The 11,693-nt window shown below is 69.6% G+C and carries 21 protein-coding genes; 12 read left to right on the top strand and 9 right to left on the bottom strand.

The window, feature by feature from the left end; genetic code table 11:
• The 6 genes from FV226_RS25125 to FV226_RS25100 all read right to left on the bottom strand — a co-directional run.
• Nucleotides 1-322: hypothetical protein (locus tag FV226_RS25125; protein ID WP_147765064.1), on the bottom strand; the 322-nt coding region annotated here is incomplete at its 3' end.
• Complete coding sequence (locus FV226_RS25120) at nt 322-768, bottom strand: hypothetical protein (protein WP_147765063.1); 447 nt, start codon at nt 766-768, stop codon at nt 322-324. The genes FV226_RS25125 and FV226_RS25120, both read right to left, overlap by 1 nt.
• On the bottom strand, nt 768-1,370 hold the full coding sequence (locus tag FV226_RS25115) for a hypothetical protein (RefSeq protein WP_147765062.1): 603 nt from the start codon (nt 1,368-1,370) through the stop codon (nt 768-770). Before FV226_RS25115 ends, FV226_RS25120 begins: the two co-directional genes overlap by 1 nt.
• Nucleotides 1,367-1,591 (bottom strand): hypothetical protein, encoded by a 225-nt coding sequence (locus FV226_RS25110; protein ID WP_147765061.1) that lies wholly within the window; start codon nt 1,589-1,591, stop codon nt 1,367-1,369. Before FV226_RS25110 ends, FV226_RS25115 begins: the two co-directional genes overlap by 4 nt.
• An 11-nt stretch (nt 1,592-1,602) precedes the next feature.
• The gene (locus FV226_RS25105; protein WP_147765060.1) at nt 1,603-3,246 is read right to left on the bottom strand and encodes an AAA family ATPase; all 1,644 of its coding nucleotides are present in this window, start codon (nt 3,244-3,246) and stop codon (nt 1,603-1,605) included.
• 211 nt (nt 3,247-3,457) lie between these two features.
• Nucleotides 3,458-3,760, bottom strand: coding sequence for a helix-turn-helix domain-containing protein (locus FV226_RS25100; protein ID WP_147765059.1), 303 nt, complete (start codon nt 3,758-3,760; stop codon nt 3,458-3,460).
• 135 nt (nt 3,761-3,895) lie between these two features.
• On the opposite strand from FV226_RS25100, the gene FV226_RS25095 reads away from it, so the two are divergent.
• From FV226_RS25095 to FV226_RS25050, 10 genes are all read left to right on the top strand, one after another.
• Nucleotides 3,896-4,159 carry a hypothetical protein gene (locus FV226_RS25095; RefSeq protein WP_147765058.1) on the top strand — a complete coding sequence of 88 codons (264 nt, stop codon included), beginning with the start codon at nt 3,896-3,898 and terminating at the stop codon, nt 4,157-4,159.
• Complete coding sequence (locus FV226_RS25090; protein WP_147765057.1) at nt 4,156-4,569, top strand: hypothetical protein; 414 nt, start codon at nt 4,156-4,158, stop codon at nt 4,567-4,569. The genes FV226_RS25095 and FV226_RS25090 overlap by 4 nt, the downstream gene beginning before the upstream one ends.
• Nucleotides 4,566-4,952 (top strand): hypothetical protein, encoded by a 387-nt coding sequence (locus tag FV226_RS25085; RefSeq protein WP_147765056.1) that lies wholly within the window; start codon nt 4,566-4,568, stop codon nt 4,950-4,952. The genes FV226_RS25090 and FV226_RS25085 overlap by 4 nt, the downstream gene beginning before the upstream one ends.
• Before the next feature lie 11 nt (nt 4,953-4,963).
• Nucleotides 4,964-5,446 (top strand): hypothetical protein, encoded by a 483-nt coding sequence (locus tag FV226_RS25080; RefSeq protein WP_147765055.1) that lies wholly within the window; start codon nt 4,964-4,966, stop codon nt 5,444-5,446.
• A gap of 2 nt (nt 5,447-5,448) precedes the next feature.
• Nucleotides 5,449-5,820, top strand: a complete 372-nt coding sequence (locus FV226_RS25075) for a hypothetical protein (RefSeq protein WP_147765054.1) — start codon at nt 5,449-5,451, stop codon at nt 5,818-5,820.
• Nucleotides 5,817-6,041 (top strand): hypothetical protein, encoded by a 225-nt coding sequence (locus FV226_RS25070; protein WP_147765053.1) that lies wholly within the window; start codon nt 5,817-5,819, stop codon nt 6,039-6,041. The genes FV226_RS25075 and FV226_RS25070 overlap by 4 nt, the downstream gene beginning before the upstream one ends.
• Nucleotides 6,038-6,274, top strand: a complete 237-nt coding sequence (locus FV226_RS25065) for a hypothetical protein (RefSeq protein WP_147765052.1) — start codon at nt 6,038-6,040, stop codon at nt 6,272-6,274. Before FV226_RS25070 ends, FV226_RS25065 begins: the two co-directional genes overlap by 4 nt.
• A 15-nt stretch (nt 6,275-6,289) precedes the next feature.
• Nucleotides 6,290-6,523 (top strand): hypothetical protein, encoded by a 234-nt coding sequence (locus FV226_RS25060; RefSeq protein ID WP_147765051.1) that lies wholly within the window; start codon nt 6,290-6,292, stop codon nt 6,521-6,523.
• Nucleotides 6,520-6,714 (top strand): hypothetical protein, encoded by a 195-nt coding sequence (locus tag FV226_RS25055; RefSeq protein WP_147765050.1) that lies wholly within the window; start codon nt 6,520-6,522, stop codon nt 6,712-6,714. Before FV226_RS25060 ends, FV226_RS25055 begins: the two co-directional genes overlap by 4 nt.
• A gap of 706 nt (nt 6,715-7,420) precedes the next feature.
• Nucleotides 7,421-7,972, top strand: a complete 552-nt coding sequence (locus tag FV226_RS25050) for a hypothetical protein (protein WP_147765049.1) — start codon at nt 7,421-7,423, stop codon at nt 7,970-7,972.
• A 432-nt stretch (nt 7,973-8,404) separates the two neighbouring features.
• Here FV226_RS25050 and FV226_RS25045 read toward each other — a convergent pair whose 3' ends face one another.
• A complete protein-coding gene (locus FV226_RS25045) occupies nt 8,405-9,661 on the bottom strand; it encodes a tyrosine-type recombinase/integrase (protein ID WP_147765048.1) in 1,257 nt (418 codons plus the stop codon).
• 520 nt (nt 9,662-10,181) lie between these two features.
• Between FV226_RS25045 and FV226_RS25040 the strand changes: the two genes are divergently transcribed.
• On the top strand, nt 10,182-10,736 hold the full coding sequence (locus tag FV226_RS25040) for a metallophosphoesterase (protein ID WP_147765047.1): 555 nt from the start codon (nt 10,182-10,184) through the stop codon (nt 10,734-10,736).
• Entirely contained in the window at nt 10,736-11,038 is a 303-nt protein-coding gene (locus tag FV226_RS25035) for a hypothetical protein (RefSeq protein WP_147765046.1), read from the top strand. The genes FV226_RS25040 and FV226_RS25035 overlap by 1 nt, the downstream gene beginning before the upstream one ends.
• A gap of 79 nt (nt 11,039-11,117) precedes the next feature.
• On the opposite strand, the gene FV226_RS25030 is transcribed toward FV226_RS25035, so the two are convergent.
• Both FV226_RS25030 and FV226_RS28390 read right to left on the bottom strand, forming a co-directional pair.
• Nucleotides 11,118-11,516: a hypothetical protein gene (locus FV226_RS25030; protein ID WP_147765045.1), complete on the bottom strand. Its 399-nt coding sequence runs from the start codon at nt 11,514-11,516 to the stop codon at nt 11,118-11,120.
• Nucleotides 11,513-11,693: hypothetical protein (locus tag FV226_RS28390; protein WP_210246549.1), on the bottom strand; the 181-nt coding region annotated here is incomplete at its 5' end. The genes FV226_RS25030 and FV226_RS28390, both read right to left, overlap by 4 nt.

The raw sequence follows: 11,693 nt of genomic DNA, 5'->3' as shown, positions 1-11,693 counted from the left end.
CCTTCGGGGCGGGGCTGGGGGTCCCGAGGAGGTACACTCTGCCGCTCTCGACGATGACGTATCCCGGGCCCTGCTGGACGATGATGCTGGTCTTCAGGATCGTGCTGCCGTGGATCGGATGATGCCAGCACAGGCCCTCCAGGCAGGGGCGGTCCGTGCCGGGATAGAGCTTGACGCTCCAGTCATCGAGGAACGGCGCGCCGTCGATGGCTGCGGCGTCCGGGCGCCATGCGGGATCCACCCCGGCGAGGGCGGCGCGGACGGCCTCCCGGCGTTCCTCGACGGCGCGGCGTTCGGCGGGTGTCAGATCTCGCAGGCGCATCAATCCCTCCCTCTACGGACACTGTCGATCGCCTGGATGCCATCCACAACGGCATCGCGGAGGAAGCCGGCCTTCTGGGTGCAGCCCGGGACGTTGCTCGCCCACGTGCCGAACTTGCGCCCGAGCGTCAGCGTGAACGTCCGATCGGGCAGCTGCAGCACGTCCTGGCCGCCCTCGACGATGCCGTTGACGACGTCGCCGGCGATCGAGGCCGTGCCCCATGCGGATGTGCGCGAATCCGTGCGCGCGGCCGGTCCGGAGACGACGCAGTCCAGCGTGAAGCGGACGCGGTCGTCCATCCGCCGGACGGTGAGCACGCTCTGCACGGACATCCGGTCGAGGATGTCGTCCTGCACGGTGACGGACCAGGTCTCCGCCGTCGGGAACGGACCGGCGAGGCAGGGGGCCGACCCGAGCAGGGCGGCGGCGAGAATGAGGGTGCGCATCAGCGGGGTTCCGTGTTGTGGGTGTGGCACAGGGTTTCGATCCAGGGCCTGAAGCGCGTCCGGCCGGGGGCGCCGCAGGCCTCGCAGATCCCGTCGGAGATCGTCTCGATCGCCTCGACGACGTCGGCGACGTCGTCGGACCAGTCGTCTGCGTGGTGATGCCAGCGAGCCGTGCCGAACTTCGCCTTGGCGTCGTCGGTCGCGAACCCAGGCGGGACCCCGACCTCCTCGATCCACTCGGCGCCGGCGGCCCAGAGCGACGCCCATCCCGGGCAGGTGTACGGACCGCCCGACGTGAAGACCCGCGGGTGCCGGGCGGCGAGGCGATCCGACCAGTCCGCAGGCACCGTCGGCGTCCGCTCCCGCCACCGCACGGCGAGCGTCCGCGAGATCGCTTCGAGCAGGACCTGTGGACCGACGCCGCCGCGCCACCGCGTGCCGTCCTCGACGCTGACGACGCGGTGCCCGGTCGGCCCGCCCGTCCAGCGCACCCGCGGGCCGGCCGGCGTTGGCTCGACGGCTTCGACGCGGATCGACGGGACCCGGCGCTGGTCCTTCAGGACGGTGCCGGCGATCGAGTAGAATTCCTGGACGATGCTCATCGGGCCGGCTCCGCCGGGAGGGGCGCGAAGCACATGGCCGCGCCCTCGGCCTCCATCGCGAGGCGCAGGGCCCGATCGGTGTCGATCCGCCCGGCGTCGAGCAGCCGAGCGATCCGGACGATGCGCGCCCGGCATCCCCGGCCGACGAGGGCGCAGATCCGCCCGTTCTCCCAGGCGTCCTGGATCCGGTCCGCGAGGGCGGACAGCTGAGCTTGCGACATCGGTCCCTCCCTCAATGACGCGGAGCGAGGGCTTCACGCCCGGAGAGCAGCGTCTCGACGAAGCGGCGCAGGGGACGGATGGACCCGCCCTTGCCCCACGCCTCGGCGATGATGCCGACCTCTTCCGGGTCGAGGTCGGGGCACCAGGCCTCGTCCTGCCCGCGGTCGGCGCGGATTTCCGGGAGCAGCGTCGCCAGGATCGCCTTCAGGTCCTGGGGTCGGGGATCGGGAACGACGACGCATCTCAGTCTGTCGAGCAGGGGCGCCGCGACGCCGGCCGTCGCGTTGGCCGTCGCGAGGAACTGGACCGCGCTCAGGTCGACCTCGGTTTCTACGTAGGGGTCGAAGTACGCGCGGGATCCCTCCGGCTCCATCAGGGCCGTCAGCGTATCGATCAGGCTGCCGTTGTCCCGCCGGGTCGCCGCCTTCTCCAGCTCGTCGACGATGACGCACGGATTGGCCGTGCGCGTCCGCTGGATCAGCTGCAGGGGGACGCAGGCGCGCCCCGTCGACCACTGCCGGGACGTGCCCCCGAAAGCGGCATCCGCGACGCCGGCCGCGCTGTAGACGAGCGACGGGATCCGGCACAGCGCGGTGAGCCGGCGCACGTAGCGGGTCTTGCCCGAGCCGGGCTTCCCGACGAGCAGCGTCCGCTGGAACCGCGCGAACCGGCCCCCGACGAGGTCGCCGAGCACCTTGCGCGTGATGTCGGCGAGCCAGGGGTACTCACGGTCGAGGACCTGGCGCACGGCCGCGACGTCGATCCCGTGGACGAGGGGCAGAGCCACGCCAGCGAGCGGCTGGAACTCGGCCCGCGGGGTGCTGCCGCGCGAGGCGTTCGACGAGCCCGAGCTCGCGCTGCCGGGCAGGTGGTCGAGTGCATGCTGATCGATGACGACGAGCGTCGGCGCCGCCGTCGGCTTGGTCTTCCAGATGAGCCGGTCGAGGAACGCGACGTCCTCCTCATCCACGGTCCCTTCGGCGCCGACACCGCCGTCGAGCACGGCCCCGTCGACTTCGACGAGTTCCTGCGCCTCCGTCCCGATCGAGAGCTCCGACGAGAGCCGCGAGATCCTGGCGTTCAGCATGGTCAGGCGCGGGTAGCGCTGCTCGGCGACGTAGGTCAGCGGATCGAGCTCCTCCGTCGCGTCCTCGGCGAACAGCATCGCGCTCCGGACGGCGAGCAGGACCGGCGCAGCCCGGCCGTCGCGGAGCATGAGCCCCGCGAGGTTGAGGGCCTTCGACGCCATGCGGGCGTTGGCCTCGGCGGACCCGAAGGCAGCCTGGTGCGCGACGAGCAGGTCCGCGACCCGCGACATCTCGATCGCCTGATAATCGGCGAGGTCGTCCCGGTCGAGCTCGCGACGCAGCGCCCGCTCAAGCGCGGCCGCGGTCTTGGCCGACGGGGCATCGGCGGCCTTCCGGGCGGCGAGGCGGACCCGGCTCGGGTACGTCGACCCCACTTCGGTCAGCGACACGATCGTGATGGCCAGGTCGAGCCCCGGCAGGTTCTTGACCATCTCGCCGCCGAGCAGGCGCTCCTGGATCGTCAGGGGCGTCTGCGGCTCGATCGGCCCGCAGTATTGGGAGGGGTCCTGGAGGGACAGGCGCGTGGCGGCGACGCGGCGACCGCGCGTGGGATGGGGCTTCGACATGGAGGACGGCCTCTTGAAACGAAAGACGCAGGCGCGCCGAGCCGGAGGCTCAGGCGGCGGTGGCGGCTTTCCGTTTCGAGAGTGCGCGGGTCATCGATGTCATCCCAGGTCTAGGCGGTCACCGTACCGTGCGGGATTCCGACGACGCAATGGTCGCCCCGGCTTGCCCCTGGGGAAATCGTCTCGACGCGGTACGGGATCGCAAGACTGGTCAACGGAACCTTAGCGCCAGAGCGGCCGGGTCCCGGAGTTGCTGCCGGAGCCGCTCGTTCTCCTCCGACAACTCGTCCAGGTCCGGCACGCCTCCGTGCCACTCCCGGACCCTGAGATCCAGGTCGAGCCCGTTCAGGACCCGGGCCACCTTCGCGATGCTGGGGTCGGCGATCTCGCCCTTCTCCAGCGCGGCGAGCCATGCCGGGCTCACCCCGGCCACCATCGCCAGCCTCCGCACCGGCATGCGGCGGGCCTTGCGGTTCGTGGCGATCTGCTCGCCGAGGTCACGGAGCTCTTGCATGCCCGCATCGTAGCCGGCCCGGATGAAAGACACCCTATCGACTCAGCGGCTGCGCGAAATCCCGGTCGCCGTCCAGTGCGAATCGTTCGATCGTGGCACACTGCGGATCTGTCGAAATCCGTAGGGGGAAATGGGATGCAGACCCAAGCGCAGGCCGTCGACCCGGCCGTCATCGCCCTCCTGGCGAAGCGGTTCGCGGGCAATCCTCGGACCCGGGCCAACCACGCCCGATGGGCCGCATGGGCGGCGCAGGCTGCCCTGCCGTCGACGCCGCCGTGGGAGCTGATCCGGGAGGTCCTCGATCAGGCGCAGGCCGATGGCCTCAACACGCGGCAGCAGGCCGCGGGCGTCTACTCGATCATGGTCGCCAAGGGCCTCATCTCGGAGGGTCGGGCGTGACGGCTCTCCACCACCTGCAGGTCCGCCGGGCCCGTCGGCTGCCCGTCCCGTTGCCGCCCAAGCCGAAGCGGCCGCTCGGGCCGCCGGTGGTGTGCATCTTCCGCGACGTCTCGATCCGTGTTCGCGCCGACGTCGAGAAGGCCGGCGTCACGTGGGACGAGTTCCTCGACGAGCTCGCGGGCGAGGAGCGCATGCCGCCGCTCCACCTGGTCACCACCCTCGTCCCGGGACACGAGCGTCATGAACTGGCCAAGGAGATCATCCGGCGCCGGCGCGCGATCCAGAAGGCCCGACGCGCAGCTGACGCGCTAGCGCTCGATGAGAGGAAGGCATCCTGGGAGGCCACGCTCGCCGAGTACCGCGGCCCCGCGACCTTCCTGGATCGCCTGTTCGGGCGGTCGGTTTCATGACCGGCCGCATCTGGGCTGGCCTGGTCCTGACCAACGCGCGGGCCATCGACATCGACGCCTTCCTACCCGGGCAGCCGCTTCCCGACGATCGTCTCGACGGCGGCGGCCGCGGCCCCGGGCTCGCTCCCGTGCGGGACGACCGTGCTCGACAGGGCGCGCCCCGTGACGAGGTCGACGACGAGGACGGTCGACCGCTCCGTGCCGAGGAGGACGCGGACCACGAGCTCGATGCGCGCACCGGCGCCCGGGCCGTCCGCGATGTTGTGAAGGTCGTCTCGCATGCGCGGGACTCTGAGGCCGCCCCGTCGCGCGGGCAAGCCTGGACGGATGCGGAGAAGGCCCCGGCGGGCAGCAGCCTGCCGGCGGTGGCGAGCTTCTGGTGATGGAGACGACGATGCAGATCAAGGACCTGGGTGACGAGGCGATCCGCGAGATCCTGGCGGAGGCGCTCGACGGCATGAACCGCCGGACGGGGAAGGCGTGGATGCTGGACCTCGACTACGAGCACGGCGACCTGCGCCTGCTGTGCGACCACAAGCACGTCACGACGGCCAACGTCCGGCCGCACATGGTGCCGCTGCGGGACGACGAGCCCCGCGTCCCCGACGCCATCCGCTTCCGCAGCGCCCTGCGCCGGCTGATCCTGCAGGCGACCCAGGCGGTGACGCCGGTCCCGGGGGCCGCCGACATCCCGGCCGCGCTGGCCCGGACCTTCAGCGCGATCGCAGCGCTCGACGCCCTCAAGGAGAAGGTCGGCCCCAACGAGGTCTTCCCCCTCGGGCACGACCTCTACCGGATCCTCGACCACCTGACGGGGAACGACCACTCCGGCTGTTCGAGCGCGCCGTCGGTCTCGGACTACGGCAGGGTGGCCTGACCATGCGCATCTACACCGAGACGCCCTTCCGCATGACGCCGCCCCTCATGGCCGTGGTCGTCCCTGAGGAACAGCGGTCCCTGCCGCATTCCCTATGGGTAGGCCAAGCCCCCGGCCCGATCGCGAGGGAGGCTCTCGAAGCGATCGGCCTGCCTTCGGACGGCGACGAGATCCGCATCGAGGCCAGGGGCGACGTCGTCACCGTCAACCGCGCGAGGGTGACGCAGGGCGACGCCGTGATCGTCTACTGCGCCTGGCACTGCACCCCGAACGATTTCCGCGAGGACCCGTCCGAGGAATTCGTCCACCAGGTGCGCCACGCCATCACCGTTCGTCTCGGCATCGAGAGGCAGCTTCAGGGGTTGAGGGCATGAGCGAGAGCATCGACGTCTCCGGTCGCCGGATCCCCTTGAGGCGCATGGCCTTGCCTGAGGTGGTCCAGCGCATGGCGCGGGGCATCGAGCTCACCACGGAGGTCGAGGTGACCTACCGGAGCATGAGCCCACTCGTCTTGATGCTGGCCGGGCTCCAGGAGGCCGGCCCCAACCGCAAGGCGCGCCGGGCAGCCGAGGCCAAGGCACGGAGGCGAGCATGATCGAGCAGCGACCGTTGGAGTGGTGGGCCAAGCGGGCCGAGGTCGCTGATGACGGGTACGTCACCGCTGGCGTGCCAGGGCGAGGCCCGAACCTGTGGGATCGCCTGCAACACGGCGTGTCGACCCTGAAGGAATCGGCACCGGATCCCGCGGCGGTCGACGCCATGTCGCCGGGCGCCGTGTTCGCGGCGATGGTCGACCTGGCCCTAGCGCGGCAGCAGGAGCTTCGATAGGCCGAGCTCCGACGCATGCTCGGGTGCTGGGTCTCGGAGCTGGAGCCGTCGTTCGTCATCCGCCACGACGGCCACCTCGCCGGCCTCACGATCGACGGCGCCCGAAACCCGGACGGGACCACGCCCCTCTACGTGCTGTCCCAGTACGTCGACCCGGCGGACCCGTACGGATCGCGGGAAGCCGGGCATGGTGTCGAGGCGACCTGGTACGTCCCGGGCGACAAGGTGGAACTGGATCTCAGGCCATGAAGCAGGCCACGATCGACGAGCTCGCCCGCGGGGCGACGTGGACCGTCGAGCGCATCATCGCCGCGGATCCCGGGGACGGCCCGGCCGAGCGGGAGTCCCGAATTCGGGACGCGCTCGCCCTGTGGATCGAGCACGCCGTGAAGCGCGAGGTCCACAACGACCGCCGGCGCGTGGGGAGGACGAGAGGATGATCCACGGGTCCCTGCAGGTCCTCGTCATCTGGACGGTGTTCGCCCTGCCGCTCGGGACCGCCGTCGGCCTGGCGATCGCATGGGGCGACAGCTGAGGCGGAGGCCGTTTGGGGCTGCAGCAAAGGGCTTCGCTCAGATTTCGCTTTGTTGAGGGCCATAACAAAGCGAAATCGAGCGAAGCCTTTTGTTAGAACCGCGTTTTCGGGCCTAAACGCCCGGAAAACACGTCTTACGACGCTTTGTAGCGACACTAAGTCGACTTAAGGCACCGAAACCGCCGTTTTGCCCCTGTTTTGGCGGTCTAACAAAACGAAAAGCCGGATTTCACTTTGTTTTGGGCCTTAACAAAGCGAAATCCGGCCTGAGCCCTTTTTTCTGACGCCTGAAACCTTGTGAATGGCCCCTCAAAGCCTTTGTGGAGGCTCCGTCGGGGCCGTTTGCTCGCTTTGTCGGGCCTTTCCGGACCTTGGACCGCCCAAAGGGGCCTTCCGACAAAGCGAAAGTTACCGAAGCCCCTTCCCGCGGCACGGATCGCCTGGATAACGACCGATAAGGTCGATCCCTCAAATTCGAGCGATCATCTTCAAGATCAGTCAAGGTGAAGCAAGTATTGCGAAGATCGATAAAGAAATAACGTGGGGTCCGCTAAGGTTCTGGAAGGTTTTTCGGTACATCTAAGGTGCCTCTTCAACGAAGGAGGCACATCATGGCATTCCACCCCGACGATATCTCCGAAGACGAGACCGACCCCGACCTGCTCGTGGAGCTCATCGAGCTCGCGGACCAGTCCGGACGGGACCTGCTGCCCATCGCGCAGAGCGGTGGCGATGTCGACGCGTGGGTCGAGCGCTTCGTCAAGGCTCACGACCTGGTCTACTGCGTCTACCAGGATCCCAAGCGCCGGCATGGCCACGAGGCGTGGATCCTGAGCGGCGGACACGAACTGCTCGCGAGAGGCGCGGGCTGGAACCCGAAGATCGGCGCGATCCGCGTGGCCTCGCAGGAGGCCGCCGAGATGATGGCGGCCCATCACGGCGATTTCCGCAACTCCCCGTTCGTCACGGTCCCGCGCCTCACGCACATCGTGCTGATGAACGGAGGCGAAACGCTGAACGTGTTCTCCACGGGCAGTCCGGAGCCGCGACCGCTCCACCGGCGCGTGAAGGACGGCACGCTGGACAAGGCCGCGGTGAACGTCGCGGAGCGCCTGCGCCGCGAGAGGGCCCGGAAGCGCCGCGACCGGAAGCGGAACGGCTGACCCGACCTCGCGTGCGGCAGCGCACGCGATGGTGGCGGGCGTGACCTGGAACAGGACACGCGGGGGGTGGCAGCCTCCCCTCGCGACGAAAATCGCGGTCCCGCTTCAATCGGGACCGCCCGTCGTCGACCACCCTGCCGGGACCCTCCCGAGCGGGGTTTCGGCACGTTTCGGGACCAGTTACGGGACCAACGCAGAAGGCCGCCCGGAGGCGGCCTTGCTAAGTCGTTGTAATTGTCCGTAAAAATTGGAGCGGGCGAAGGGATTCGAACCCTCGACCCCAACCTTGGCAACGCAGGGATCAACCGCGACGGCCCGAGGAGACCGCGAATGGCCCCAACGATTTAGCACCGATCCGTGCATTCCCGTTCGATCCCGTTCCGGCCCAATCGGCCCCGTTTTCCAGGGTTTCGGCCCCGTTCCGGCCCCGGCTCACGCGGCCGCCGCGCGCTGCTGGTACTCGGCATGGTGATGGCCGTAAACGTCGAGGACCATCTTCAGGCTCATGCCGGCGTACTCGGCCACCTCGATCGGGGGGACGCCGGCCCGGAGCATGAGCGTGACGCGCGAGTGCCTGAGGACGTGGGGCGTCGGCATGCCGATGTCGTCCTCGGCCGCGAGGTTGCCGATCCGCATGGTCCCGTCGATGTCGCGCCGGTCGAGCCCGGCCCGGCGGGCGGCCGCCGCGAACCCTCGCGAGATCCGTTGGAGCTCGGCGCCGTTCTCGTGGACGACGAACTCGATGCCGCGCGCCAGGTCGGCCTCGCGCCACGCCCGGAGCCGGGGAAGGAGCTTATCGTGGATCCGACACGGCGGCTGGCGCTTGCGGGTCTTCGGGACCCGGGGCCCGGACCGGTGCATCGTCACCCCGTTGAGGTCCATCCAACCGTGATCAAGCGTCCTGGTCCAACGCTGGTCCAGGATCGCGGCCGCGCGGGTGGCCGAGTAGAAGCCGATCTCGCAGAATCGCTCCAGGTGGTCCGAAGCATCCTCGGCGTCGAGGTGCCAGCCGGGGACGCGCTCCCAGACCGGTTCCCGGCTCGCGAGGAGCGAGGACGTCCAGTCCCATCCCTGCGCCGCCTTGAGGAGACGATCGTACTCCCGGAGCGTCAGCCAATCCGGGTGCGGCGCGCCGGCCTCGGGCAGGCTCACGATCGGCCGGGCCGTGAGGGCGTACTCGCGATGCCAGACCCCGATCGCGGCCGACAGGCTTTGGAGCTCCCTGCGCGCCGTCGAGATCGAGATGGGCTTGAGCTTCGTCGAGCCCGGAGCCGAGTAGGTCTCCGCCGTCCGGTTCTTGACGAACGCGCGGCAGCTCTCGCCCCGGACCTGCGCGAGGGTCTTGCCCTTCCAGTGGCGGAGAAGGTTGATGATGTGCTGGCCGGCGAGCGGACCGTTCGCCGTGCCCTCCTGGCGCGTCCCGTAGAACCCCAGGCAAGCCGCGACGCTGACCAGGCGGGGGTTCGAGTTGGCCGGATCCTCCGGATCCGGGGAGCCGGCCTGGCGCTCGTCCTCTAGCCTCTGCTGCTCCGCGATGTGGAGCGCGAGCTCGCCTTCAGCCGCGCTGCGATCCGCTCGGCCGTGGCCTGTTCGGCGCTTGAAGCGCTTGCCGTCGATGGTGTCTCGGATCTCCCAGCTCTTGCGCTCGTCGTCCCAGACGAGGCGGGCGGGCTGCTTGGGTCGTGCCACGATGTTCTCCAGTCGATCAGATGCTGCCGTGTGGTGAGGATCGCGTGCCCGGGGCACATCGATTTCAATCGATGCGGCGGGTCGGCACGCGTCGCGGCACGCAGCTGCGCGACGGAGAACGTGGGCAGGCCGTAGGGATCGAGCACCTCGGCCGCCCATACGGCGACATCCAGGGTCAGGAGGGTGTCCGGCTCGGCGAGACGGGCCTTCGTGCTCGCGCCGGAGGACCAGTCGAACTTCCCGATGAGGAATTGGTACGTCATCCAGGGACTCTGAATCGATCGATTCGCGACCGCAACGCTCAATGGTACGCTCGGTTAACGGGAACGCCAGTTGTCCACCTGGGCCGCGAAGTCGAGGCCAGGGAAACCTCAACTACATCGTCAGCCTCAGCTTGCCCGCCGGCCCGGCCGCTGGCACGTTGAGCCCATCAGGAGACCGACCGTGAAATTCTTGCGCGCCCCGCCCCCGACGACCTGATCCCGGAGAGCCGCGCTGCGCCTCCGTTCTGGAGGCCTTCATGCCCGTCACCTGGTTCACCGCCGATTCCCACTTCCACCACGCCGGCATGATGTCCGAGCGGATGCACAGCAGGCGCTCGTTCCCCTCCGTCGAGGCGATGAACGAGCACCTGATCGCCAACTGGAACGCCGTCGTCGGCCGGGGCGATACTGTCTGGCACCTCGGGGATTTCGCCTGGAAGGCGTCGCTGGCCCAAGCTCAGGACGTCTTCCGCCGCCTCCACGGTCGCAAGTTCCTGATCCGGGGCAACCACGACAAGGTCGGCGAGCGCCTGCCGTGGGACGCCCCCGTCCGGGACGTCGCACAGATCCACGTGCAGGATCCGGGCATGGCGGAGCCGGTCGCGCTGTGGCTCTCCCACTACGCCCATCGATCGTGGCCACGGCAGCACAAGGGGACGCTGCACCTGTACGGCCACTCGCACGGCGCCCTGCCCCCGACCGGGACGAGCCTGGACGTCGGCGTCGACGCTTGGGACCTCGCCCCCGTCGCGCTGCCACAGATCCTGGCCCGCCTCGCCGAGGCGGCGGCGCGCGAGGGGGACGCGTCGTGATGTGCGTGGAGGGCGACCTGCCGGACGCGGCGGTGACGTGCCGGCGATGCGGGACCGTCGGCGTCGCCGTCTCGGAGGCCGTGGCCGGCGCCCGGATCGAGGCGGCCGCGTCGCGGGGCGAGGACCTGAAGCGCGAAGATTTCCTGTGCCGCTGCGGGGGCGCCGCGTTCCGGCCGGCCCGGCCCGAGGACGCCCCCGTCGGCGCGGCGCTCTACGCCGTCGTGGCGGACCGTCCCGCCAGGGCGGTGACGCCGGCGAGGCTCGGGCTCACGATCCGGGAGCGGGCCTCGATCGGCTGGTGACGGCGGCGAAGTAACGCCAGGGTCGACATCGGTAACGCGGAACCCAAAGGGGCGAGGTACACGGCACCCCCCGGTAAGCCTATGCGTGTGCAGGCGGATTTTGAGTGTGCACACTTTTAAGCACAGCAAAGGGCGACGGGGTGCCGTAGTCGGGCTGCGGACCAACGTCGATGCCTGCCTTCACCGCCGCATGAGCCAGATTGCGCTGCCACGCCTGCATCGCGCGCCGGTATTCCCAGTCGTTGAGATCGTCCTGTGTCGGTCGTGCCGCCGCCTCCAAGTCGGCCATCGTCGGCAGCTCCGTCCCGTATCGGGCGTGGGCCTCAACGCCACGCCGGGCCACATCCCTGACGCGGTCAGCCAGTCGCCCCAGGCTTCCGGAGGAGACGAATTCGATCAGGTGCAGCCGGACCACCACGGCGGCCGCGATGACTTCGGCCGCCGTGTCCGCGGGATAGTCGATGGGCGGACCGTTCACAGGTCGCCCCTGTAGTAGTCCGTCTTCGGGCGGGTCTCGTCGGCGAGGCGCTGGAGCTCGGCGCGCAACGCGATCGCCTCGGCGAGCAGCGGGGAGGCGCTGTACTTCGGGTCGTCGACCATGCCCATGCGGCTCGCCCAGCCGCAGAGGCCGGCGTGCCGGAATCCCCACGCTCGC

This window comes from Methylobacterium sp. WL12, assembly GCF_008039475.1.
In the GTDB taxonomy this organism is placed as follows: Bacteria; Pseudomonadota; Alphaproteobacteria; order Rhizobiales; family Beijerinckiaceae; genus Methylobacterium; species Methylobacterium cerastii.
This window is presented reverse-complemented; position numbering and strand designations above follow the sequence as displayed.